The sequence below is a fragment of the Fibrisoma limi BUZ 3 genome (genome assembly GCF_000296815.2).
GTDB lineage: Bacteria > Bacteroidota > Bacteroidia > Cytophagales > Spirosomataceae > Fibrisoma > Fibrisoma limi.
Genome location: NZ_CAIT01000007.1, coordinates 568013 through 594261, shown reverse-complemented (window position 1 = coordinate 594261; position 26249 = coordinate 568013). Strand labels below are relative to the sequence as shown.

General features: G+C 53.7%; 18 protein-coding genes. 16 read left to right on the top strand and 2 right to left on the bottom strand.

Annotated elements, in window-relative coordinates:
- Nucleotides 1-8 precede the first annotated feature (8 nt).
- The 15 genes from uxaC (at nucleotide 9) to BN8_RS18550 (ending at nucleotide 21590) form a co-directional block, all read left to right on the top strand.
- Nucleotides 9-1448: a glucuronate isomerase gene (gene uxaC, locus BN8_RS18620; RefSeq protein ID WP_009283473.1), complete on the top strand. Its 1440-nt coding sequence runs from the start codon at nucleotides 9-11 to the stop codon at nucleotides 1446-1448.
- A 79-nt stretch (nucleotides 1449-1527) separates the two neighbouring features.
- Nucleotides 1528-2811: an MFS transporter gene (locus tag BN8_RS18615; RefSeq protein WP_009283472.1), complete on the top strand. Its 1284-nt coding sequence runs from the start codon at nucleotides 1528-1530 to the stop codon at nucleotides 2809-2811.
- 34 nt (nucleotides 2812-2845) lie between these two features.
- Nucleotides 2846-4486, top strand: a complete 1641-nt coding sequence (locus BN8_RS18610) for a sodium:solute symporter (RefSeq protein ID WP_009283471.1) — start codon at nucleotides 2846-2848, stop codon at nucleotides 4484-4486.
- 4 nt (nucleotides 4487-4490) lie between these two features.
- Nucleotides 4491-5777, top strand: a complete 1287-nt coding sequence (gene uxuA, locus BN8_RS18605; protein ID WP_009283470.1) for a mannonate dehydratase — start codon at nucleotides 4491-4493, stop codon at nucleotides 5775-5777.
- Nucleotides 5778-5961: 184 nt separating this feature from the next.
- A complete protein-coding gene (locus tag BN8_RS18600) occupies nucleotides 5962-8073 on the top strand; it encodes an alpha-glucuronidase family glycosyl hydrolase (protein WP_009283469.1) in 2112 nt (703 codons plus the stop codon).
- A gap of 50 nt (nucleotides 8074-8123) precedes the next feature.
- Nucleotides 8124-9533: a Gfo/Idh/MocA family protein gene (locus BN8_RS18595; protein WP_009283468.1), complete on the top strand. Its 1410-nt coding sequence runs from the start codon at nucleotides 8124-8126 to the stop codon at nucleotides 9531-9533.
- 270 nt (nucleotides 9534-9803) lie between these two features.
- Nucleotides 9804-11174: a putative oxidoreductase C-terminal domain-containing protein gene (locus tag BN8_RS18590; protein WP_144051770.1), complete on the top strand. Its 1371-nt coding sequence runs from the start codon at nucleotides 9804-9806 to the stop codon at nucleotides 11172-11174.
- 115 nt (nucleotides 11175-11289) lie between these two features.
- A complete protein-coding gene (locus BN8_RS18585) occupies nucleotides 11290-12450 on the top strand; it encodes a Gfo/Idh/MocA family protein (protein WP_009283466.1) in 1161 nt (386 codons plus the stop codon).
- 14 nt (nucleotides 12451-12464) lie between these two features.
- Nucleotides 12465-13301, top strand: a complete 837-nt coding sequence (locus BN8_RS18580; protein WP_040006335.1) for a ThuA domain-containing protein — start codon at nucleotides 12465-12467, stop codon at nucleotides 13299-13301.
- A 125-nt stretch (nucleotides 13302-13426) separates the two neighbouring features.
- The gene (locus BN8_RS18575; RefSeq protein WP_040006334.1) at nucleotides 13427-14194 is read left to right on the top strand and encodes an SDR family NAD(P)-dependent oxidoreductase; all 768 of its coding nucleotides are present in this window, start codon (nucleotides 13427-13429) and stop codon (nucleotides 14192-14194) included.
- Between the two features lie 247 nt (nucleotides 14195-14441).
- Complete coding sequence (locus BN8_RS18570) at nucleotides 14442-18545, top strand: hybrid sensor histidine kinase/response regulator transcription factor (protein WP_229368137.1); 4104 nt, start codon at nucleotides 14442-14444, stop codon at nucleotides 18543-18545.
- Between the two features lie 124 nt (nucleotides 18546-18669).
- Complete coding sequence (locus BN8_RS18565) at nucleotides 18670-19281, top strand: Crp/Fnr family transcriptional regulator (RefSeq protein ID WP_009283462.1); 612 nt, start codon at nucleotides 18670-18672, stop codon at nucleotides 19279-19281.
- 61 nt (nucleotides 19282-19342) lie between these two features.
- Complete coding sequence (locus tag BN8_RS18560; protein ID WP_009283461.1) at nucleotides 19343-19783, top strand: cupin domain-containing protein; 441 nt, start codon at nucleotides 19343-19345, stop codon at nucleotides 19781-19783.
- A 70-nt stretch (nucleotides 19784-19853) separates the two neighbouring features.
- Entirely contained in the window at nucleotides 19854-20864 is a 1011-nt protein-coding gene (locus BN8_RS18555; protein ID WP_009283460.1) for a ScyD/ScyE family protein, read from the top strand.
- 258 nt (nucleotides 20865-21122) lie between these two features.
- Entirely contained in the window at nucleotides 21123-21590 is a 468-nt protein-coding gene (locus BN8_RS18550) for a cupin domain-containing protein (RefSeq protein ID WP_009283459.1), read from the top strand.
- Between the two features lie 100 nt (nucleotides 21591-21690).
- Here BN8_RS18550 and BN8_RS33385 read toward each other — a convergent pair whose 3' ends face one another.
- Nucleotides 21691-24096, bottom strand: a complete 2406-nt coding sequence (locus BN8_RS33385) for an endo-1,4-beta-xylanase (protein WP_009283458.1) — start codon at nucleotides 24094-24096, stop codon at nucleotides 21691-21693.
- A 343-nt stretch (nucleotides 24097-24439) separates the two neighbouring features.
- Here BN8_RS33385 and BN8_RS18540 point away from each other — a divergent pair, with 343 nt between their 5' ends.
- Nucleotides 24440-25309: an SDR family oxidoreductase gene (locus tag BN8_RS18540; RefSeq protein ID WP_083882518.1), complete on the top strand. Its 870-nt coding sequence runs from the start codon at nucleotides 24440-24442 to the stop codon at nucleotides 25307-25309.
- A 16-nt stretch (nucleotides 25310-25325) separates the two neighbouring features.
- On the opposite strand, the gene cysK is transcribed toward BN8_RS18540, so the two are convergent.
- Entirely contained in the window at nucleotides 25326-26234 is a 909-nt protein-coding gene (cysK, locus tag BN8_RS18535; RefSeq protein WP_009283456.1) for a cysteine synthase A, read from the bottom strand.
- Nucleotides 26235-26249: the final 15 nt, after the last annotated feature.

Here is a 26249-nt window from a genome sequence, read left to right as displayed (position 1 = left end):
CAGTTGACATGCAAACCATTGACATAGAGTATAATCCGTCGGCCAGCGATAATTTTCTGAACGAAAACTTCGTACTAGACAGCGAAACCGCCCGTTATCTATACGTTGAGTTCGTACAGAATTTGCCTATTGTAGATTACCACAACCACTTGCCACCCGATGAGGTCGCGATGGACAAACGTTACGTCGACATGACGGAGTTGTGGCTCAAAGGTGACCACTACAAATGGCGGGCTATGCGGGCAAACGGCATCCCGGAGCGGTTGATTACGGGCGACGCCAGCAACGCTGAGAAGTTTCGGGCCTGGGCGCAGACCGTTCCTTATACCATGCGCAATCCGCTGTACCACTGGACGCACATGGAGCTAAAAAAGCCGTTTGGTATCAATCAATTGCTGAACGAAACGAGCAGTCAGGACATCTATGCCCAATGCAATGAACAGCTACAGAACCAATGGTCGGCTCGTTCGCTGCTTCAGTATCATAACGTCAAAGTAGTCTGCACCACCGACGAGCCCACCGACGATCTGCGGTATCACCAGCAGTTTGCCACCTATAAGGGCGATCTGAAGATGCTGCCTACCTTCCGGCCCGACGCGCTGTTCCCGGTCGCTACGACGCAATGGCGCGAGCGGGTCGAGCAGCTGTCGACCATCAGCGGTATCGCCATCACCGATCTGGATTCGTTCGTGCAGGCGCTAGGCCAGCGGGTTCAGTTCTTCCATGACACCGGTTGCCGGGCTGCCGACCACGGATTGGCCCAGATGCCTCCCGTCGTTGATCGGACAACCGAACTGGACAGTGCTTTTAAACAGTTGCTGGCCGGTCAGTTGACTATTGACCCGACGCAGTTGGAGCAACTAACCGGCTACGTACTGCTCGAACTGTGCCGGATGTATCACCAGCACGGGTGGGTGCAGCAGTTTCACCTCGGTGCCTTGCGGCAGGTCAACACGCGGATTACCCGGCAACTCGGCATCAACGTAGGCGTCGACTCGATGGGCGATTTACCCCAGGCCAACCGCCTGGCGCTTTTCCTGGACGCGCTGGATAAAACCGACCAGCTTGCCAAAACGGTGCTGTATAACCTGAATCCGGCTGATAACGATGTCTTCGCTACGATGACGGGCAATTTTCAGGATGGGAGCGTAGCCGGCAAGATCCAGTGGGGCTCGGCCTGGTGGTTCCTCGATCAGAAAGATGGTATGGAAAACCAGCTTAACATTTTGTCTAATATGGGATTGCTGAGCCGGTTTATCGGCATGGTGACCGACTCCCGGAGCTTTCTGTCGTTTTCCCGTCACGAGTATTTTCGGCGAATTCTGTGCCGTCTCATCGGTAGGGATGTAGAAAACGGTCTTTTACCTAAAGACCTCAATTGGCTGGGGCAATTGGCAGCCAACATCGCTTACCATAACGTCACTAATTACTTTGATTGGGAAAACTAACTCCTCGCCGAACGGTACTGCACCCCACGGCACGGTCACGGGCGGAAGCCAGGCTTCCGGCATTGGCCAAACAAGCGGCATGAGTAATTACCGGTGGTTCATCGTGGCTCTCCTGTTTTTTGCTACGACGATCAATTACCTTGATCGGCAGGTAATCAGCCTGCTGAAACCAATTCTGGAAAAAGAATTTAGCTGGACCGAATCCGACTACGCCAACATTGTGACGGTATTCACTTTTTTCTACGGCGGCAGTACGCTGTTCGTAGGCTACCTGATCGATAAGATTGGTACGAAAATCGGCTATATCGGGGCCATTTTCGTATGGAGCCTGGCCGCTATGGGGCACGCGCTGGCGGGCGGTACGTTTGGGTTCATGGTGGCGCGGGCGCTGCTGGGCTTTGGCGAAGCGGGGAACTTTCCGGCGTCGATCAAGACGGTTGCCGAGTGGTTCCCGAAGAAAGAACGGGCGCTGGCCGTTGGTATCTTCAATTCGGGTGCCAACATTGGTGCCGTAGCGGCTCCGGCCGTGGTACCCTGGCTGGCGCTGATTGGCGGCTGGCAAATGGCCTTTATTGTAACGGGCGCACTAGGCTTCATCTGGATCATTGCCTGGTGGATTTACTACGAAGTGCCTGCCCGTCATCGGCGGGTTAGCCCTTCCGAACTGGCCTACATTACGTCTGATGCCGCATCAACAGACATCATTGCCGAAGATGAAACCTCTACGCGCTACCCAATTTTTGCCAATAAAGCCATTTGGGGGTTCATGGGTGGCAAACTCCTGACCGACCCGATCTGGTGGTTCTTTCTGTTCTGGTTGCCGTCGTACCTGGCCAACATCTATAACCTTGACCTGAAAAAGCTGGGTGCCCCGTTGATGATCATCTACCTGGCCGCGACTATCGGTAGTGTTGGAGGTGGTTGGCTGTCGTCGCGCCTGATTCACATCGGCTGGCAACCGACGCGGGCCCGGCAGGTCGCCATGGCGTTGTTTGCGCTGTGCGTTACACCGGTCATGCTGATCAGCCAGATGGGTAGTATGTGGCCCGTAATTGCCATTTTGTCCCTGGCCGTAGCTGCTCACCAGGCGTGGTCGGCAAACATCTTTACCGTAGCTGCCGACCAGTTTCCCAAGCAGGTGCTGAGCCGGGTCGTGGGGCTGGGTACGATGGCCGGTACGCTCGGCGGGGTCATCTTCCCTATCATCGTCGGGCGGATTCTTGACCACTACAAAGCGCTCAACCAATTATCGGAAGGGTACTACATTCTGTTTTACGTGGCCGGACTGGCCTATCTGGTGGCCTGGGGTCTGCTGTACGCCTTCGTCTTCCGTCATGCCGCTAAACGTAATGAATCCACGTAGCATCTATCTATAACCCCCATATTCGCTCTACTTCATGAATCTTGAATTCAGTTTTCTTGATTACGCTATCATCGGAGCTTACTTCCTGATTGTCTTTGCCATCGGCTTCTATTTCGCTCGTCAGGAGCGTTCATCCACCGAGTATTTTCTGGCCGGGCGGCATGTCGGCTGGTTTGCGGTAGGGGCGTCGTTGTTTGCTTCCAACATCTCCACCGAGCACTTCATTGGTCTGTCGGGAACGGGCTACGTGTCAGGTCTGGCAACGGGTAACTTCGAATGGTCGGCCAGTATTTGTCTGCTGATTCTGGGTTGGGTGTTTGTGCCGTTTTACCTGAAATCGGGCGTATTCACCATGCCGGAGTTTCTGGAACGGCGCTACTCGTCTGCCAGCCGCTGGTACCTGAGCTCGGTGTCAATTATCGCCTACATCCTGACCAAAATATCGGTGCATCTGTTCGCAGCCGGTATTTTATTGAAGCAGGTCATGGGCTGGGACATCTACACATCGTCTATCCTGCTGGTAGTCGTGACGGGCATCTACACCATTGCCGGTGGCATGAGTGCCGTAATCTACACGGAATTGATTCAAACGTTCATTTTGCTGGTTGGAGCTATCGCGCTGACCTGGATTGGGCTGGACAAAGTTGGTGGCTGGAGCGAACTGGTCGCTAACGTACCGGAAGGCCACTTCGAGATGTTCAAGCCCATGAGCGATCCGGAATTTCCATGGACTGGGGTAATCATTGCGCCCTATATCGTGGGGATCTGGTACTGGTGCACGGACCAGAGTATTGTGCAACGCGTTCTGGCCGCCAAGAATATTGACCACGCCAAATCCGGTACGGTGATGGCGGGCTTCCTGAAAATTCTGCCGGTGTTTATCCTGGTGTTGCCGGGCCTGATTGCCTACGCGCTGCAACAGAAAGGGTTGCTCCTGCCCGGTCAGAAAATCAGCCCGAACGACGTGTATCCGGTCATGGTGAAAACCCTGCTGCCGTCGGGTTTCCGGGGGCTGGTGGTGGCGTCGTTGCTGGCGGCACTGATGGCGTCGCTGGCGGCCGTATTCAATAGTGCCTCCACGCTGATGACTATCGACGTGTACCAGAAGTTCCGGCCGGAAGCGTCGGAGAAAAGCCTGGTAAACTTCGGCCGAATCTCAACGGTCGTGCTTGTGGCGGTGAGCCTGCTCTGGGTGCCGCTGGTATCGGTACTGTCGGATCAGTTGTACGTCTATCTGCAAAGTGTGCAGGGCTACATCAGTCCGCCGATTGCCTGTGTGTTTCTGGTTGGGCTTCTCTGGCCACGGGCTAATGCGAAAGGGGCTGCCGTGGTGTTGTGGACGGGCTTTGTGCTGGGGCTGCTTCGGTTCGTGCTGGAGGTGATTCACAAATCGTCGCCGTTCACAAACCCTTTCCTGCGGACGCTGATCGAGATGAACTTCATGCACTTTGCCATTCTGTTGTTCATCATTTCCATCCTGCTGCTGATTATCGTCAGTCTGGCGACCGAACGCCCGACGCAGGAAAAGCTCGACGGCATGACGTTCGCGTACGCCCGCAATGTTGACCTGAACGAAGATTATAAAATTGAACGACCAGCACACCGCCGACAGAATCTGGTCGCATCGGCCATTCTGGGGGTGATGCTGCTGGTCTTGTGGATTGTGTTTTTCTAAGAATATGAGTATGCTACAAACGATGCGTTGGTTTGGTCCAAACGATCCGGTTTCGCTGATGGACATTCGGCAGGCGGGTTGTTCGGGCGTTGTAACCGCGCTGCATCAGCTTCCGGTCGGCGAAGTCTGGTCGGTGGAGGAGATTGAAAAACGGAAACAGCTCGTCGAGGCTGACAACGACCGCTACTCACCCCTGTGCTGGTCGGTGGTGGAAAGTCTGCCCGTACACGAAGCCATCAAGAAGGGGCAACCGGAGCGGGCCGTCTACATCGAGAATTACAAGCAGTCGATTCGGAACCTCGCAGCCTGCGGCATCCGAACGGTTTGCTACAACTTCATGCCGGTGCTGGACTGGTCGCGGACGAATCTTACGTATGAGATGCCCGACGGTTCGCGGGCACTGCGGTTCGTTTGGGAGGACTTTGCCGTATTCGATCTGTACATCCTGAAACGGCCCGGCGCAGAAGCAGATTACGAACCGGAAATCATTGAATCGGCCCGCGAGAAATTTGCGCAGATGACGCCCGAACGGGTGCTGGAACTGTCGGCCATTGTGTTGCTTGGCTTGCCAGGGTCGGAAGAAAGCTTCACAATGGATACGTTTCAGGACCTGCTGAACGAGTATGCCTACATTGGCGATGCTGAACTCCGTGAGAATCTGTACTTCTTCATTCAGGAGGTGGCACCAGTGGCCCAGGAAGTCGGTGTCAATCTCTGCATCCACCCCGACGACCCCCCGCGGCCGTTGCTGGGATTGCCGCGAGTCGTGAGTACTGAAGCCGATCTGGCGCAGCTCATGGCGGCCTGCGACGTAACGGCCAACGGTATTACGTTCTGTACGGGTTCGTTAGGCGTTCGGGCGGACAATGATCTGCCGGGCATGATTCAGCGGTTTGGCGAACGTATTCACTTCATCCATTTACGGACCACCAAGCGGGAGGAAGACCCCCGTAACTTCCACGAAGCCGACCATCTGGCCGGTGATGTGGACATGTATGCCGTTGTGAAAGCGCTGGTAATGGAGCAGCATCGGCGGGTGCGGATTGGGGTAGGGGAAACGTCGATTCCCATGCGTCCCGACCACGGCCACCAGATGCTCGACGATTTGCACAAGAAAACGTATCCCGGTTACTCGGCCATTGGTCGTCTGCGCGGACTGGCCGAACTACGCGGATTGGAACTGGGAATTACGCGGGCGCTGGAGGAAATGACCTCACCCCCAGCCCCTCTCCTTCAGAAGGAGAGGGGAGGTGGAAATGGCCAGCTTTCGGTCGCTCAATCAGTCAGGTAGCAAAAACTTATAAAAGAGAGCAACAATCATCTTACCCCTCTCATTAAGAGGGAGAGATGGAAATGGCCACTTTTGAGCACTCAATCAGTCAGATAGTCAAAAGTTAGTAAAAACAGGATAACGAGTTCATCTTGCTCCCCTCTCCTTTTGAAGGAGAGGGGCTGGGGGTGAGGTCAACACATATATGAACCGATTGCTTATCTGTTTTTTATTAGTTGTTGCCCAACTAACCTATGCCGACGACGGCTACCGGTTGTGGCTGAAGTACGACCCGATTGCTAATACGTCGCAACGGGATGCCTACTCCAGGTCGGCGCAGTTTATCGCGGCCAACAAAACCTCGCCGATTATAAAATCCGCTACCGACGAGTTGCAGATGGGTTTGCAGGGATTACTGGGAAAATCGGTACCGGTGTTGACTGGAGCTGGAAACCGAACCGGTGGGATTTTGCTGGAAGTTACAGCCAATACGCCGGAAATAAACGAGGAAGGCTACCGGATTGCGAAACGGCAGAACAACATCGTGATTTCGGCTAAAACTGATGCGGGTGTGCTGTATGGAGCGTTTGCACTGCTACGTCACCTGCAAACCGGCCAGCCCATTGAGCAACTTACGTTGGCAAGCAGTCCCAAGGTAAAGCTCCGGATGCTCAACCACTGGGATAATCCGAACGGCACCATCGAACGGGGTTACGCGGGTGGGTCGCTCTGGAAGTGGTACGAGCTACCCGAAACCATTGATCCCCGCTACAAGGACTACGCCCGGGCCAATGCGTCGCTGGGCATCAACGGCACTGTTGTTAACAACGTCAACGCCAGCCCGCGTCTACTGACGGGCGAGTACCTGCAAAAGGTGGCTGCTCTGGCTGATGTGTTCCGGCCGTATGGAATCAAGGTGTATCTGTCTGTTTATTTCGCGGCACCCAAAACACTGGGCGACCGAACGCGGCCCGGCCTAAAAACCTCCGATCCGCTTGATCCGCAGGTGCGGCAGTGGTGGGCCGATAAGACAAAGGAAATTCACCAATACATACCCGATTTCGGCGGCTTTCTGGTAAAAGCCAACTCAGAGGGGGAGCCCGGTCCCCAGGACTACGGCCGTACCCACGCCGACGGAGCCAACATGCTGGCCGAAGCCATGAAACCGTACAACGGCGTCGTGATCTGGCGGGCATTCGTCTACAAAGCGGATCCGAAAGCTGACCGGTTTAAAGCGGCCTACGAAGAGTTTACTCCCCTCGATGGTCAGTTTGATCCGAAGGTGATTGTGCAGGTAAAAAATGGCCCGATTGATTTCCAGCCCCGCGAACCGTTTTCCCCGTTGTTCGGCAACATGCCTAAAACTCCGCTGGGTATAGAGTTTCAATTGACGCAGGAATACCTTGGGTTTGCCACGCACCTGGTCTACGAAGCTCCCCTGTTTAAGGAATGCCTGGACGCTGATACGTATGTGAAGGGGAAAGGGTCCACCGTTGCGAAGGTGGTAGACGGTAGTTTGCATGGCTATACACACACGCTCATGGCGGGGGTTGCCAACACCGGCTCCGACCGCAACTGGACAGGGCACCCGATGGCACAGTCGAACTGGTATGCGTTCGGACGGCTAGCCTGGGACCATACGCTCACCTCGGAAGTGATCGCCGATGAGTGGGTGAAGATGACGCTGACGCGGGAGCCGACGGCCGTGAAACGTATCACGAATCTGCTGCTGAAGTCGCGCGACATTTACGTCGACTATAACACGCCGATGGGGCTGTCACGGCCGTGGGCAGGTGTTCACTTCGCTCCTGAGCCCTGGCAAAGCAAAAGCCCCCGGCCGGATTGGACGGCGGTGTATTACCACCGTGCCGACTCGATTGGTATAGGTTTCGACCGAACAGCCAGCGGCAGCAACGCCCTGGCACAGTATCAACCCGAGGTACGTCAGCAATGGGCTAATCCGGAGACTTGTCCGCTGCCGTATCTGCTTTGGTTTCATCACGTACCCTGGACCAAAAAGCTGTCGACGGGCCGCTCGCTCTGGGATGAACTTTGTACGCGCTTCTACACCGGAGCCGATTCGGTGCGGTGGATGCAGCAGGAATGGACGCAGGTTAAACCTGCCATTGACCCGGTCTTTCATGCCGACGTAGCCGGGCGGCTGGCGACGCAGCAACGGGAAGCCATCTGGTGGCGCGATGCCTGGGTACTATACTTACAGGAATACGCTCGGCAACCGATTCCGGCCCCCTTTAAAAAGCCGGACCGTACGCTGGAAGATGTGAAGCAACTGGTCAATATCTACCTGATGCGGTAGTAGGTATTGACGGCTAAAAACTTATACATATAATCCTAAACCCAAAAGCCATGAACAAAGTAGACGAATCAGCCGTGTCGAGACGAAATTTTCTGAAGACGAGCGCCCTGACTACGGCAGTCATCAGCGGTTTTCCTACGATTGTACCGGCATCGGTGTTTGGTAAACATGCACCGAGTAATCGGATTAACGTCGGCGCGATTGGTACTGGTCGTATCTCACGGGGGCATGATATGCCGGGTGTCTGGCAATACGATAACGCCCTGATCATGGCCGTATGCGACGTGGACAGCAAACGGGCCGAGGATGCCAAAAAGCTGGTAAATGGCTATTATTCAAAAAAGACAGGGAAGGAGTACGACGGAGTTAGTGTTTATACCGACTACCGCGAACTACTCAATAACAAAGATATAGACGCGGTATTGATCAGTACACCCGACCACTGGCATGCGCCCATCGTGATTGACGCGGTACGGGCTAAGAAGGACGTGTACATGCAGAAGCCGGCGTCGCTCACGATCTCCGAAGGTCGGATGATGGCCGATGCCGTCAAGCAGTCCGGCCGGATCGTACAGGTCGGTAGTCAGCAGCGGTCGTCGGAGCAGTTCCGCTATGCCGCTGAGCTGGTGCGTAACGGTCGAATCGGGCAGCTTAAAACAGTGTACGTTGGCTTACCCGGCGATCCGTCTGGCGATGAAGAGACCGAAATGCCCGTGCCGAAGAACCTGAATTATGATATGTGGCTGGGCACGACGCCGGAGGTGTACTACACCGAAAAGCGGGTGCACCCGCAGGTAGGCTATGATCGGCCCGGCTGGTTACGTTGCGAACAGTTCGGCGCAGGCATGATCACCGGCTGGGGGTCGCACCACATCGACTGCGCCCACTGGGCCATGAATACCGAATATACCGGCCCGGTTGAAATCTGGGGCAAAGCCGATTTTCCGAAAAGTGGTCTGTGGGATGTGCACGGCATCTTTCGTACGGAAGCCCTGTACGAAAACGGCGTTCGAATGATCGTCAGCAACGAACTACCCAACGGCATCAAGTTCGAGGGTACTGACGGCTGGATCTTCGTATCGCGTGGCGATGCATCCGTTACGGCCAGCGACCCAATCGCCAAGCAGAACGCAGCCAAGAAGCTGGATGCCAGCGACGCCAAACTGCTAACGTCGGTTATTGGTCCGAACGAAACGCATTTGCCGGTCAGCAAAGAGCACCACGGCAACTGGCTGGAGAGCGTCATCAGCCGGAAAGAACCGATTGCACCGGCTGAGATTGGCCACCGGTCATGTACGGCCTGTCTGCTGCACCACGCGGCTATGAAGCTAAACCGTAAGCTGTACTGGAATCCCAAAACCGAACAGTTCAAGAACGACCCGGAGGCTAACAAGCTATTGTCGCGCCCCCAGCGGAAGGAGTACGCCATTAAGATGTACGCCAGCAACAAAGGGCGGTAGTGAGTGCTGGCCTACGGTCTGTTGTTAATAAGGCTGTAGGCCCGTTCTGTTAATGGAACCGTTGGTGTGCGTCCCAATCTAAACCGCCATAGGTGCGACCTAATATTGGTGATACACAAAGGCCACCCCTACGGCGCTTATGGAATAGAACGGGTAACTTTTTTCTATTGACAAGCCGCCCCGTTAGGGTTTTGGGTTTGCTCAAACTGTGCTCAATAATTGACTCAAAAAATGAAGGTTTTTGCTACTGTTCACCGCTGTTTTTTGCCCATGCTCATGGTTGCAGCTACCTCTGCTTCAGCGCAGGATGCTCAAAAGAAAGCCGCGTTTCAACTGGTTACGTTAGATCCCGGCCACTTTCATGCGGCTCTGGTGCAGAAAAGTATGTACCCGGAGGTAAGCCCGGTAGTACATGTGTATGCCCCGGCTGGCCCCGATGTCAAACTGCATCTGGATCGGATTCAGTCGTATAACAAACGACCCGAAAACCCGACGCGCTGGGATGAGAAGGTGTACACTGGCAATGATTACCTCGAAAAGATGCTGGCGGAAAAAAAGGGGAACGTTGTGGTGATTGCCGGGAATAACCAAAAGAAAACGGAGTACATTAAAAAAGCGGTCGACGCGGGCTTTAACGTACTGGCTGACAAACCTATGGTGATCGATGCCCGGAATTTCGACCAGCTAAAAGACGCGTTTGCCGCTGCGGCCAAAAAGAACGTACTGCTGTACGACATCATGACTGAGCGCTTCGAAATCACGACGATGTTGCAGCGGGAGTTCTCCAGGCTGCCAACTGTCTTCGGTACGCTCGAAAAGGGTACGCCCGACAACCCGGCTGTTACGAAAGAAAGCGTTCATCACTTCTACAAGTACGTATCGGGTAGCGTGCTTCAGCGGCCGGCCTGGTTCATGGACGTAGCGCAGCAGGGCGAAGGTATCGTCGACGTCACGACCCACCTGGTTGACCTCGTGCAGTGGGAATGCTTCCCGAATCAGGTGATTGACTACAAAAAAGACATTCGCCTGAATACGGCCCGCCGGTGGACAACCGATATGACCCGTAGCCAGTTTCAGACGATCACCAATCAGCCTACTTTCCCGGCGTATCTGAAGAAGGATGTGGTCAATGATACCCTACTAAAAGTGTACAGCAACGGAGAGATTAACTATCAGCTTCGCGGTGTTCACGCCAAAGTATCCGTTACCTGGGCCTTCAAAGCACCGGAGGGCGCTGGCGATACGCATTACTCCATCATGCGCGGGACAAAAGCGAACCTGATCATCCGGCAGGGCGCAGAGCAGCAGTACAAGCCGACGCTGTACATCGAACCCGTTGCTGAAAATGCAGCTCTTGAATCCAGTCTGACAGCCGCCATGAAAACCGTTCAGCAACAGTTTCCTGGTGTTGAGTTGAAAAAGCTGAAAACCGGCTGGGAAGTGGTCATTCCTGAAAAGTATAAGGAAGGTCACGAAGCGCATTTTGGTCGCGTAACCGAGAATTACCTAAGCTATCTGAAAGCTGGCAAACTGCCCGAGTGGGAAGTGCCCAACATGATCGCCAAGTATTACACCACGACCCAGGCGCTGGAGATGGCCAAGTCAACCAAAGAGCGAATGAGTGAAAGAGCGAAAGAGTGAATTAGGTTCTTGGGTTGTAGTGGAGTTGGTTCGTTATTTGGCTCACCTACTCCGCTTCGGTAAATTGATTCGCTCTTTCGCTCTTTGACTCTTTCGCTCATTCACTCTTTAAACAATGAACGACTCACACGCAAATCGACGGAATTTTATCAAAACGGCGGCTGGCTTAGTCGTAGCGCCGGCTATTCCGAACGAGCTTCTGACAGCATCAAAACCGGCTATTGAAAGCCCAGCCATACTCAGTTCGAAACAAAACGCAGCACCCCGTATCCGTTTCTCTGTTATCGGAGTAAATCACGGGCATATTTATGGGCAGGTTGGCGCGGTGATTCGGGGTGGAGGGGAGCTGGTTTCCTTTTACGCCAAGGAGCCGGATCTGGCTGCCGAGTTTGCCAAACGGTACCCGCAGGCGAAAGCCGCCCGGAGTGAACAGGAAATCCTGGATGATACCTCCATTCAGCTCGTGCTGAGTTCCATCATTCCGGATGAGCGGGCACCGCTGGGTATCCGGGTGATGAAGGCGGGCAAGGATTACATGGTCGATAAACCCGGCATCACGACGCTGGAGCAACTGGCCGAAGTCCGCAAAGTGCAGAAAGAGACCAAACGTATCTACTCGATCCTGTACAGCGAACGCCTGGAGAACCGCGCGACCGTTAAGGCAGGAGAACTGGTGAAGTCGGGCACAATTGGGAAAGTAATTCAGACCGTAGGGCTCGGACCGCACCGGATGAATCCCAAGACCCGACCGGACTGGTTTTTTGACAAGAAGCGGTTCGGTGGGATCATCTGCGACATTGCTTCCCACCAGTTTGACCAGTTTCTGTATTTCACGGGGTCGACCAAAGCCGAAGTGGTGGCTTCGCAGGTCGGGAACGTCCATTATCCGCAGTACCCTAATTTCGAGGATTTCGGCGATGTGATGCTGCGGGGCGACGGCGGCACCGGCTACATCCGGGTCGACTGGTTCACCCCCGACGGCCTGAAATCGTGGGGAGACGGCCGACTAACCATCCTCGGCACGGATGGATTCATTGAACTTCGAAAGAATATCGATCCTGGTGGACGGGATGGCGGTAACCACCTGTTCCTGACGGACAATAAAGAAACCCGCTACATTGATTGCAGTAAGGAGCCGCTGCCGTATGGTGAACAACTAGTGAACGACGTCCTTAACCGCACGGAAACTGCCATGTCGCAGGAGCACTGCTTCCTGGCAACCGAACTGGCCCTGAAAGCGCAGAAACAGGCCAAGCGCCTTGATTTAAAAGTATGACGTTTGCTACGCTGATGAGCCGATCTAATTCCGCGTTACTGGGTTTCGTGTTCCTTTGGCTGACAACCATAACCGTCGGCTGGTCGAAGGACGACGTGAACTGGAAAAAAGTGAAGGTCCTGGTCTACACCAAAAACGGGAAGGGCTACGTCCACGACAACATTCCAAACGCGGTGCAGTGCATCCAACGACTTGGGCAGCAGTATGGCTTTAAAGTCGATGTGTCAGACCAGCCAACTGTTTTTACGGAGGATAATCTGAAGCAGTATACCACGCTGATTTTCCCGAGCACCAATAACGATGTGTTCGATACGGATGCGCAGCGGCTGGCGTTTCGGCGCTACATCGAAGCGGGGGGCGGGTTCGTCGGGATTCACTCCGTGATGGGTACCGAACGTAACTGGTCATGGTTCAAACGCATGATTGGCGGCACCTTTGCCTGGCACCCACCTTTCCAGAAGATCCGGATCAACGTAATTGACACGAAACATCCGTCGATGGCGGGGTTGCCGAAGGTATGGGAGAAGGAGGATGAGTTCTATTTTTCGAAAGAGATGTCGCCGGGGCCGACGATTATCATGGCGAACGACCTGACGTCGCTGAATCAGGGAGAACCGGAAAAGATCAAAATGTTCGGCGGTACATACACGCAACTCTATCCTTCGGCCTGGTACTACAACTTCGACGGCGGATACACCTGGTGTACAACGCTCGGTCATCACAAAAAGGATTATGAAGACCCTACTTTTGTGCAGCACATATTTCAGGGTATTCGCTACGTCGTGGGTCAGGTGAAAAAGATAGATTTCAGCAAAGCCTACGCCGATTCACGAGATACACCCATCCAATAGCAGCACAGGACGGACCCGGTCGGCTTTAGTCTGTGCTTTTTTGCCAAAATAAGCCGGAGCCTGGGTTAGATTTAATTAGTACAATGGAACAGATAGAAACAAAAACCAACGGACAGCTTACGGAAATGCCAACCCACGCCACCGCGTTCTCGCTCGAAGGTAAATTGGCCTTAATTACGGGTGGAGGCAGCGGCATCGGCTTCGATATTGCCCGTTGCATGGTACAATCCGGGGCCAATGTTGTGATTACGGGCCGACGTGAACAACCGCTCCAGGAGGCTACTGAAAGCCTGGGCGACCGGGCGCATTACCTGGTCAATGACGTAACCGTTCGCGAGTCGCTCGACGGGCTGGTCGAAACCATCGAAGCTACGTATGGACCCATCGATATTCTGGTTAACAATGCTGGGATTAACATGAAGAAGCCAGCGTTGGAAGTTTCCGACGAGGATTTTGACCGTATTGTACACACCAACCTGAACTCGGTGTTCAGTCTGACACGGGCCTGTGCGCAGCGGATGGTTGAACGGCAAAGCGGCTCTATTATCATGATTTCGTCGATGGCGGCCTATTACGGTATCGACCGGGTGGCAGCCTATGCGGCTTCAAAGTCAGCCGTCGAAGGCATGGTAAAAGTGCTGGCGTCGGAGTGGTCGGGGCAGGGCGTACGGGTAAATTCAATAGCGCCCGGGTTCATCGAAACGGCCATGAGTAAAACGGCCATGAGTGGTGACCCCGACCGGTTTGCCCGGGCTATGCGCCGGACACCGATGGGGAAGTTCGGCAAGCCCGAGGATATTGGCTGGGCGGCCGTGTTCCTGGCTTCTGATGCAGCCCGCTACATCACGGGTGCGTCGCTGCCCGTGGATGGCGGGAACTCCATTGGGTTCTAAATTAGTATGAGCTATAAAGGCACGGCGAACGCGGGGGTAATTAGTTGAATATGACGGTACGGTCAGGAAATGCGCGACGCATGACAGTATGTAGCGCATTTCCTGACCGTACTATTCTTAATTTATAGGGTTTTCCAGGAGGGCGACAACCCATCTATCCGTATGCAGCCTGTTTGGGGAATAATGCAAGTCTGCCTTATGGAGGCTTGAAGTGCCGATGGTGATAACGCTACGTCCTCTAATCAATATGCTTCTCTGGCTGTGTTTTCTGCCGTTGGCAACAGCGCAGCCCTACGTAGCCTGGGTGAAACACTACGGACCGGAAAACGGTCTGTCGCATCGTGAAATCAACGCTATTTTTCAGGATCGGCAGGGGTTTATGTGGTTCGGTACCAAGTTTGGCCTTAACCGCTTCGATGGCAAGACATTCACCAACTTCACCAAGGAACGCAACGGGCTTCATTTTGATGATATTCATTCCATTGCCCAGGATGCCGATGGCAACTTATGGCTTGGAGGCTCAACGGGACAATCTCAGATTATACTCTTTAATCCACTGGCGGGTAAGGTAGTATCCTTTAAGGAAAAGTTCGAGGGACAGCTTCCTTCAGTCCTATCCAACGATCTTCAGGGCCTGTTAAGCTCGGATAACGGTACCATCTTCCTGACAAACTACCGGCCTGCTACGCTGATTACGTACCACCCGAGATCGGGTTTGCGTTCGGTTTCTCTACCGCAATTTAAGACGCTGGGTACCTTTCGGGCTACTGCCCGGAATACCGTATGGGCCCTTGCCGATGAAAACCGCATTGTTGAACTGACCGCCGACGGCCGTGTTCTGCACCAATTTTCGCACGGGAAGGATATTGTTAGCTGGTGTTTGGGCCAGCGAAACGCCGGAATTGAGTTTTTCTATACAGTGTATAATCCGGCTAACACAGAGCACCACACATTTTATAGTGTCGATGAACTGGGGCGTCGGCGGGAGTGGCCATCGGCCCTTTTGGAGTCGATGAAACGGTACATGGGCCCGGTTTGCTACCCCGTTGACCGAACCGGTCTACTCTGGGATGGCATTAGTCTGCGAGACTCCGCGAACCGGACCGTCCTGACTATTGCCGGGCAGACAGCCGGAGAAACCATCGAGAACCGGAGCTTTTACCGCGACCGGAATGGTCTGCTATGGTTAGGAACCAGTTTTGGCGTCTATCAGGTCAAACTGATTCAGAATCACTTTCAGCGATTAGCGTACCAGGAGAACAACAAAGGAGAACAGGGAGCTGCGATTCGGGGCATTACTGCCCTGGGCGATCAGGTATTTGCGAACCTGGAAAAATTTGGGCTCTACCGTATCCCCCAGCGGGGCGGAGAACCCCAAAAGCTGTACGGAAACAGTGTCTTTGCCTACGGGATAGCCCATGATGCACAGGGACAGATCTATGCGGGCAACGCTGAGCACGTAGTCCACTACAACCCGTCGGCCGGTACGTATTCCACCATAAAGCTGCCCGACGGGTCTGCGATCTGGACCTTCCACCCGTTTGGCCCCGATCAATGGTTGGCTGGAAGTCAGAAAGGGCTTACATGGATAAATACCCGAACCGGACGGGGTACCTCCTTTACCAAGTATAACCAGTTTACCGAACTCGCTCAGGGGCATATACTCCATATGGCGCCCGACCGTCGAGGTACGTTATGGGTTTGTGCAACTACCGGTTTATATACGCTCGACCCGCAAAAAGGCATTACGGCCCGTTACTGGACAGGTGGCCATAACGGTTTTCACCTGCCTGCTGATAGTTATCAGCATTTTTACCAGGATTCGAAAGGTATTTACTGGCTGGCTACTGCTAATGCGGGTTTGATTCGCTGGGACCGCCAACAGAACCAGTACCGGCAGTTTCGGCGTACCGAGGGCTTATCGAACGATAATATCTACGCGGTTTACCCCGACCGGCGGGGCAATCTGTGGATGAGCAGTGACTACGGGATTATGCGGTTCGATCCGGTCCGGCAAACGACCCAAACCTATTTTGTGCAGGATGGCATTACGCACAACGAGTTCAATCGAGTTTCGCATTTTCAGGACAAGGACGGCCAGATTTATTTCGGAGGACTGAACGGCATTACGGCCTTCGATCCCCGGAATTTCGAATCCGAAAGACCATCCGCTCCGCTGCTGATGCGCATGGTTTCGTTTCGGCAGTTCGATCAGGACCTTCGGCAGCTTGTTGATAAAACCGAGGACGTAGCGAAAACCCAAACCATAACTATCCGTCCCGACGACCAGACCGCGGTGCTGGATTTTGCGCTGCTGAACTATACCGACGCCGAGAAAAATGTCTACGCCTATCAGTTCAAGGACCTGGACGCAGCATGGACGCAACAGACCGAATCATCGTTGCGGCTGAGTAATCTGCCCTATGGCACCCACCAGTTGCTGATTAAGGGGCAGGCTTCCAATGGGCAATGGTCGGCTAATACGCTAACGATTCAGGTCGAGGTCAAGCGGCCTTTTTATCTGCAGATCTGGTTTTTGATTCTGGCCGCTCTGGCGTTGATGGGCGGAATCTGGGCCTGGATGCAGTGGCGCATCTGGTCGCATCAGCAAGTAGAAGTACGGCTACAGACAGAAATCCGTCAGGCCACTGCCCAAATTGAGCAGGACAAAGAACTCATCGCGGAACAAGCTCAATTGCTTCATCGGCTCAACGAAGCGAAATCGCGGTTCTTTGCCAATATTTCGCACGAATTCCGTACCCCGCTGACGGTTATTCTGGGTATAACCTCGGAGCTGAAACGCTATGAGCCGGATGAACTGACACGGCGGGTTCAACGGTCGTCGGAACTGATCGAACGCAACGGGCGCAACCTGCTGCGGCTCATCAACCAGATTCTGGATCTCTCCAAACTTGAAGCAGGGGAGATGTATCTGCAACCCATCCAGGCCGATCTGGCCGATTTTACCCGCTATCTGACCGAGTCGTTCCACACGATGGCCGCTGTGAAGGGGATTCAATTACATTTTCAGTCTGATGAAAAAGCACTTGAGGCCGATTTCGATAAGGACAAACTTCAGGATATCCTGTCCAACCTACTAACCAACGCCCTCAAATTTACACCCGCCGGTGGACACGTTTCCTTTCAACTGACCACCCATGAGAAATGGAGCCCGTTGGGGGAGAGCTACTATGAAGCCGTTTCCCCGACGCAACACCGCGAGGAACCCTGGATTTCTGTTGGTGTACGCAATACAGGCCCTGGCATCGACGCCCATGACCTCCCGCATATTTTCGACCGATTCTATCAGCGGACTGCTGATGCAGATCGTATGCAGCCGATTCCGGAAACTGGCGGAACCGGTATCGGACTCTCGCTGGTGCGTGAACTGGTGGTGCTAATGCACGGTGGACTGGCGGTACGGAGCCGACCGGGTGAGGGAGCTGAGTTTATAATCCGGTTGCCCCATACCCAGCAGGCTCCGGTGGCGCTGATACCTGTTGCCGGGCCTACTAGCACGCATCTGGATACGCAGGACGCGGTCCAGCCGATGCCTGATACCAATGAGGAAAAACCGGTTCTGCTGCTGGTAGAAGACAATGAGGACGTAGCCAGTTATATAGTTTCCTGCGTCCAGGCTAATTATCAGATCATTCGGGCCGAAAACGGTCAGGCGGGCGTTGAGCTGGCGCTCGACAAAATACCGGACTTGATTCTGAGTGATGTGATGATGCCCCAAAAAGACGGTTTTCAGTTATGCGACGAACTGAAAAACGATCCGCGTACCAGCCACATCCCCATCGTATTGTTGACGGCCAAAGCCGCAGCCAGCGACCGTATTGCCGGACTTCGACGCGGAGCCGACGCTTACCTGACCAAACCCTTTCACCGGGAGGAATTACAGGTGGTGCTGAGCAACCTACTTCAGTCCCGGCGTATACTCCAGCAGCACTATAGTCAGCTAGCGCTGGCAACTGCACCGTCCGATTTGCCACTTCCGGAGGAAACTGCCTCACTGGAAGACATCTTTTTACTAAAGCTGCGGTCGGCGCTGGAAGAGCAACTGACCAATACCGACCTGTCAATTGATGAACTCTGCCATCAGATGGGCATGAGCCGGACTACGCTCCATTCGAAGCTGGTGGCCCTGACGGGTATGTCGATTTCGCGCTATATCCGGATGCTCCGGCTGGGTAAAGCTAAGGAACTGCTTGTTTCGTCGGGGCTCAATATTTCCCAGATTGCCTACGCCGTGGGTTTTGAGGATCCCAAGTATTTCAGTCGGGTATTTTCGGAAGAATTCGGTGCTTCGCCTGCTAATTTTCGTCGTTCCGTTCAATCCGAACAATAGTCCACCTTTTTCGAACAGGAGTCCACCTGTTTGTAGACGCATCCTAGTAGACTTGTGGAGAAGGTTTAAGGCTAAGTAAATGGCCTGCGCAAAATAACGTTTGACCGCTTCAACTGTCTATTTTATGGAAAACTACGAGAAGTTTCTCTCCCTGCGACGTACTCTTGACACGACGGGTAATCACATCTTCACCGACGATGAGTTTAAGCAATTAATCGGTTATCTGGGGGTAAAAAAGCTCAGGAGAAAGGAATTCTTTAACCTCCAAAACGAGCATGCCCACCTGGTTGCTTACGTCAATCGGGGCTGTCTGCGGGCTTTTCATACCAATGATGCCGGAGATGAATTTACCGTGTTCTTTGCCTTTCCCGGCATGTGGGCGGGCGATAAAACCAGTTTATATTCCAACCGGCCTTCCAGTTACAGCATTCACGCGCTGGAAGATTCCGAAATTGTTTACTTCGATAAGGATGGCTGGGAGGAAGCTATGGAGCAGATTCCGGCGCTTGAAGCCTGGTATCGGGTTCACTCCCGCCGAACGCTCGAAGCGGCCCAGCGCAAGCTCATTGAATGGCAAACCCAGTCGGCCGAGGAGAAATACCTCAAACTCCATGAAGACGCTCCGGACATCGTGCAACGTATTCCGCAGCACTACATAGCCTCCTATTTCGGCATCAAGCCCCAGTCGTTGAGCCGCATTCGTAGGAAAATCATGCTGCCTGCCCTGATTTGTTAACATAGGTGAACGTTTTGAACTCCGCTGCCCCGCCACTTTTGCCTAATAAAACATCAGTCCTATGTTCCCCTTCTTTAAAGAGCAGATTACAATTGGGAGTTTGCAGTTGAACTTCTTGGTCGATGGCCAGGACACCGACGGGAGTCTGGTGATGTTTGAAATGCTGGTTCCGTCCAATGCCCGAGTACCAGCTCCACACTTTCATGTAGATGTCGACGAAACGCTATATGTGCTGGAAGGGACGTTGACAATGCTGCACGGCGCCGATACACGACTCCTGAACCCCGGTGACAAGTTATTTATTAAGCGTGGACTGGTGCATGGATTTACCAACAATCACCCTCAGACTGCCCGCGTGCTTTGCGCACTATCACCGGCTACAATTGGCCCTACCTACTTCCGCGAACTAGCCGAGGTGATCAATGCGGGTGGTCCACCGGATATGCAACGGGTTCTAGCCATCATGAAGCAGCATGGGCTGGAACCGGTAAAGGCTAGTTAGCTCATTCAAGCGATGTACTGAATACAATTTTTATTGACAAGTAGCAAAAATTAAATTTAATCATACATTCATGTTTACTCGACAACTTACGCTAGGCGTACTACTAGCTGGAGGATTAATCACTAGCTGCCAGGATCACCAAAACGTTCCGGCTGTCACCCCAACTGCCACTACGTTCGCTACGGGTTTAGTAGCTCCTATTGGCGTCGAAACGGATGCTTCCGGACGTGTCTTCGTCAGCGAGCAGGGAACCGGTCAAAACGACGGCCGGGTATCCGAAATTACCTCCGATGGAAAGGTTCATCCGGTCATTACGGGTCTGTACTCCTTTAAACGCCCGGATAACGAACTGGATGCTACAGACCACCTCCTGATGGCAAATGGTGTGCTCTACGTGTTGAATGCCAAAGGACTGTACAAGCTGAATCTGGCATCGTTCAAAACGGGTGATCCAGCTATTTCGGCTGCTACCCTGACGCCTGAACCAATTCAGCAGTTTGTACTGGCGCAGCCTACAACTAAAACCGGCGAATCGCACCCGTACAACATGACGCTCGGGCCGGATGGTGCTCTTTACTTTACCGATGCGGGTGCCAATGCAATCGTTCGTCGCTCTCCTGCTGGTCAGTTTAGCATTGTTACAGAAGTGCCTGGTATCCAGAATCCGAACCCAGCCGGTCCTCCGCCGGGCCCACCCGTCATCGAATCCGTGCCTACCGGCATTACCTACGATGGTAAGCAATTCGCCATTAGCACCTTGTTAGGCTTCCCGTTTCCGGCTGGTAAAGCCCTACTGTACCGGATGGACCTGCAAGGGAATCTTAGTGTGTTCCAACAAGCTTTTAATAGTCTGGTGGATGTAGAAAATGATGGAAGTGGTAATTACCTCGTACTGGAACATGCCGTATTTGGACCCACAGGCTTCATGAAAAACACAGGGCGCTTGCTACGGGCCAAAGGCACGACCAGTGATGTATTGCTTGACAAGCTGAATATGCCAACCGACCTCAAGATAGCCAACAACCATACGGCTTATGTAACCAGCCTGGGGGATGGTACGCTTCTGAAAGTGACGTTTTAATCAGATAGCTGACCTGATACAAGGCGTCACTAAACGTCGCTAAATAGGGAATCAGATAGGATTGTGCGCTTTATCCAATAACTACAGCTCTGCCTGGTCATCTTTTTTCGGCGTCAAGTCTCCATTGCGGAACTATATCTACAAGAAAATTAGGGGGCTGTCCTGATTTCTTAACCTAGGTGAACGTTTTGCGGGTACTCGTCCCGATAGCTTTGTCCAGTAATCAATACCTTTTCTTCAAGTAAACGAACCAAAACTATGCAATCAATGACTACTACCGGCGGGGTGGTTCGCCAGGGCGAAGGCAAACAATTCAACGTGCTGGGCCATGCCATCACGGCACTCTTTACCCAACATACTACTGAGGGCAATTACTACGTCTTTGAACTGATCACCCCACCGGGTCTGAGCTTACCGCCCCACGTTCACGAACGTGAAGATGAGCTAATTTACGTACTGGAGGGTGAGTTGGAAGTCATGCTGGGAGATCAACAGTTTGTGGCTAAGGCGGGAGATCGAATCTTCTTCCCCCGATTTGTGCCTCATGGTTTCCAGAATGCAGGGAGTAAAGCCGTCAAAGCCATATTTACGGTGGTGCCAGGGGGCAGTTTTGAAGAGTTTTTTGAAAAGCTGGCAGCCTTGCCACCGGGGGAGCCCGACATGGCCCGAATCGTCGAGATCTTTGCCGAGCATGGCATGACAATCTTGATGCCTCAGCAGTCCTAACGCATCTGTTGCTTCCTGATGGTGAATGGCTTTTGTAGGCCGAATAAGGAAACGGCGCGCCGATCTAACGAAAGATCGGCGCGCCGTTCTGTATTGTTGGCTACTGCTTCATCACCTTAATCACTTGCTGCTGCGTCGACGTAGTGGCTTTCAGGAAATACATACCTGCCGACTGGCCGAGTTTCAGCGTCGCGCGTTCGGATGATGTGGCTGCATGGATGGTAACTTCGCTCAACGGCTGTCCCTGGCTGTTGAGTGACTGAAGTCGGACCGATTGGCCGGCGGCTCCCCGCACGTCAACCTGCACCGTTTCAGAAAGTGTTGGATTACCCAGAATAGACAGGCTCAAGGGCAATTCCTGCTCAGCCGCACCTCTTCGCGCATTAGCGCTCGGACAGGCCGCAACCCAGTTGAATGGGTACGTAGTGGCTCCTGCTGTACCGGCCTGCTCGGCCCGCAGGGTTACGGTCGGGTTGTCGGTGTACAGTGTCAGCGTATACGGTCCTGGTTCCGTGGTCGGCAACGTTTCATTCACAACGGAGAACGTAATAGCCTGCCCGTTCAGGCCCGAATACTGGGGCGTAAACGTGACAATACGTTGGTAAGGCGTCACCGTGGTGCAACTCACACCCGTTACAGCCGTGATGGCAAATGTACCGGAAGGCGTAGGCGTAGGGCCGGTTGCGCAGGCCTGGCGGAAATCCCAGACGGCATAAGTTGTACGGGTTGCCTGATCCTGAATTGCCAGCGTGCTTTGGTTTGCATCAAACGAGTACGTATAGGGTGTGCCTAACTGGCCATTTGCCGTTACACCGTTGATAAACAGCGGGGGGACACCAGGCGTATAGGAGCCGTCTTTGTTGCCGACCACAAAGTCAACGCCCGACAGCACTGAACCCGTGTATTTACAGTTGAAGCTGGTAATGGCGAGCAGCGAGGCATTCTGCACGTAATTTCTCAACCAGACCAGTGCAGGACGTTCGGCACCGTTTTCGTAGGCAATGAAGGCGCCCTGAGCCGTTCGCCAGTGGCCAGGCCGATAGCCCCACAGCGTTACGCCTTTCACGGCCGGGTGCTCCCAGAAAATTGGAAAAACGCGCTGGTATTCCTGCAGTTGGATTTCATCCGTTGCACCATCGATGTCAAACTCGGTGATATAGATGGGTAGGCCGGTTGCCGCAAACACGTTGAGGTTAGCCCGAAGTGCATCGGCCGACGCGAAACGGGTCGAAAACGCGTGGCCCTGCATACCGATGGCATCGATCAGGTTCTCGGCTCTCAGTAGGTTCACTATAGTCAGATACCGTTGGCTGTTGGCGTTGTTGGTTTCAACGTTATAGTCGTTGAGCATCAGCTTGGTGGTCTTCGGGAAATACTCGCGGGCCAGCCGGAAAGAGGTCAAAATCCAGTCCCAGCCGGTTGAGCCGTTACCGCCGAGGGCATTGATGTAATTACCACCTCCGCTACCCGGCTGGCTGGGTGGGTCATTGGTCGGTTCGTTAACGACTTCCAGGAAGTCAATGGCGGGATAGCGCTGGGCCACGGCCGCAAACCACTCCTTGATCTCCTCCAATTGCTCAGCAGGCGGCAGGTTCTCAATCCAGGACGGTTGCTGATTGCCCCAGACCAGTACGTGGAAACGGAACGGATAACCGTTGTCTTTGGCCAGCTTGTAGGCCGCGTCGAGTTCCGTCCAGTTCATGACATCCCGCGTCGCTTCGACCGATCCCCATTTACCGGCATTTTCAGGAACGACCTGGTTCCAGTAGGCCGTAAAGTTGGGGATTTGCGGGGTACTGTAGACGCCCCCCAGTGTCTTAGGCTTTCCCGTTGCAATCGGCGGACCCGTCGGAGTGAATGGCGGGGGCGGAGGATTCGTCGTACCCGGTTGGCCGTTGTCGAGATTAGCTACGGTGTAGCGAACGCCCACCGGGCCAAAGGCCAACTTATCGAAGTCCAGGCCGTTTTCGCGACTACCAATCTGGAATGTCTGCGTCAGGTTGCCGGCTGGTACTGTAAGGCGAACACCCGTGAAGTCGGAGAGTCGCACCCACTTCCAGGTATTATTGCCTGCGGTACCATTTCCTTCTACGTAGGCTGTTAGCGCCGTGAAGCCCCCCGATGCCAGACCATTGGCCAGCGCCCAGTCGCTGTTGTTTGTCGCTGACTTAGTACCAAACGAAGTAGCCTGGTAGAAACTGTCGTCGTTAAAATTACCGGGGCCTACTCGTAACCGGGCGTAAAGCTCATACGTACCAGCCGCAGGAAACGTAACGGTGTACGAAATTACCCGGCTGGCTGTGCCTGGATTCTGCGTAGCGGCAAAGTCGGCCTGGACGCGCAGGAACTGAACACCGGATTCAGTGATGTTCTCAAAAATCGGCGGATCAGCCGGTGGAATAGCACCGGACTCCGCCTGCACGATAACCGGCTCATTCTGAGCCAGGGCAGCAAAGGAGAGGCTGGTCATCAGCCCCAGGGTTAGTAACGTAGTTTTTCTTAACATAAGCGGTATAGGAAATAAAGAGTTGCACGTTGAGATTCCCTTTTTAATCACAGGATGTAGAGAGAAAACCCGAGAAGATCGATGCAATCCGTAGCAAGAATCAACCAGGCAAGCATTGTACTCCAGCCGATTAGTAAGGGTTGATACGTAAAAAAGAGGGTGATTTAAAGCGTTTTAAAGGTATCATATGAATTGTTTATTTGCAATCGATTGCATAAAATTTAAAATAAAAATTTGTTTAAAAATTATACTTCAGTGGCTAGTTAACAGGAAAGGCAGTTGGTGTATTTGAATGCTGATTACATTTGACAGGCAATAAGACATTACCTGTCGCTTCCTTCACATGCTATCTACCATCGCCATAATCGGAGCTACCGGGATGCTTGGCAGACCCGTTACCGAGCAGTTAATAAAAGCCGGGTTTGCAGTACGTATCGTAGCTCGTGATGTTGCCAGAACCCGAACGCAGTTTTCAGGGGCCGAGGTCGTTTTTGGCGATCTGGCGAAGCCTGCCAGTCTGAACGAGGCATTGCAGGGTACAGACGCGGTTTATCTGAACCTATCTGTAAAACAAGACGAGAAACCTACTGATTTCCACACTGAAACCGACGGGCTAATCAATTTGATTCAGGTTGCCAGGCAGGTGGGTGTGAAACGTATTGGCTACCTGTCGTCGATTATTATGCGGTACCAGGGCATGGATGGGTTCCACTGGTGGGTGTTCGACATCAAGCACGAGGCCGTGCGGCTGATTAAAGAATCCGGCCTGCCGTACAGTATTTTTTACCCGTCGTGCTTCATGGATAGCCTGTTTTACACCCAGAAACAGGGAAGTCGTATTCTGATGGCGGGCCGGTCGCCGGTGCGGCCGTGGTACGTAGCGGGGATCGATTATGGCAGGCAGGTGGCGAAGGCGTTTCAGATCGCTCAGGAGGGGCAGCATCAGGAGTACGTGATTCAGGGGCCCGAACCCATGACCCAGCACGAAGCCGCCGAACGCTTTGTAGCCGCCTACCCGAAGGAAAAGCTGACGGTTACGACGGCTCCGCACTGGATTATGCGCGTAGCGGGTAAATTCTCACAGCAGATGAACTACGGTGCCCATATCACCGAGGCTCTGAACAAGTACCCTGAAGAGTTTGAAGCCGGAACTACCTGGGCCGATCTGGGCGAACCCCGAACAACCATCGAGCAGTTTGCAAAACAAGTGTAAAGCTCACTGTACGGGGTCAGTACAACCCCTCGATTGATAAATACCGTTCGCCGGTATCGTAGCAGAAGGTCAGGATGCGGCTGCCAGTCGGAATGTCCGGAAGTTTCTTGTGTACAGCCGCCAGCGAGGCCCCTGACGAAATTCCAATGAAGATACCTTCTTCTTTAGCCGCCCGCTGCGCCCAGGCAAACGCTTCCTCCTTGCTCACCTGGACCGTGCCGTCAAGAACATCGGTATGCAGATTATTGGGGATGAATCCGGCCCCGATGCCCTGAATGGGGTGCGGACCGGCTGCGCCCCCGCTGATGACAGGCGACAGTTCCGGTTCTACGGCGTAGGTTTTCAGGTTTGGGAAATGCGCTTTAAGGACTTCCGCTACGCCCGTAATATGCCCGCCCGTACCCACACCCGTAATGAGCGCATCGAACCCATCCGGGAAATCATTGAGGATCTCCTGGGCCGTGGTGCGCTTGTGAATGTCAATGTTGGCCGGGTTGTCGAACTGTTGCGGCATCCACGCGTTAGGCATGGCCGATAGGAGTTCATGCGCCCGCGCGATAGCTCCTTTCATACCCTGTTCGCGGGGGGTCAGGTCAAACTCAGCACCGTATGCCGCCATGATCCGTCGGCGCTCGATGGACATCGATTCGGGCATGACCAGAATCAGCTTGTAGCCCTTTACGGCCGCGACCATCGCCAGGCCAATACCTGTGTTGCCCGACGTAGGTTCAATAATGGTGCTGTCCGACGTAAGCAGCCCCCGCTGTTCGGCGTCTTCGATCATGGCCAGAGCGATGCGGTCTTTGATACTGGCACCAGGATTGGCGCGTTCAAGTTTCATCCAGACCTCATACCCCGGATACAGCCGATTGAGCCGGACATGGGGCGTCTGGCCGATTGTTTCTAAAATAGTATTGGCTTTCATTGAGGAACTAAGTGT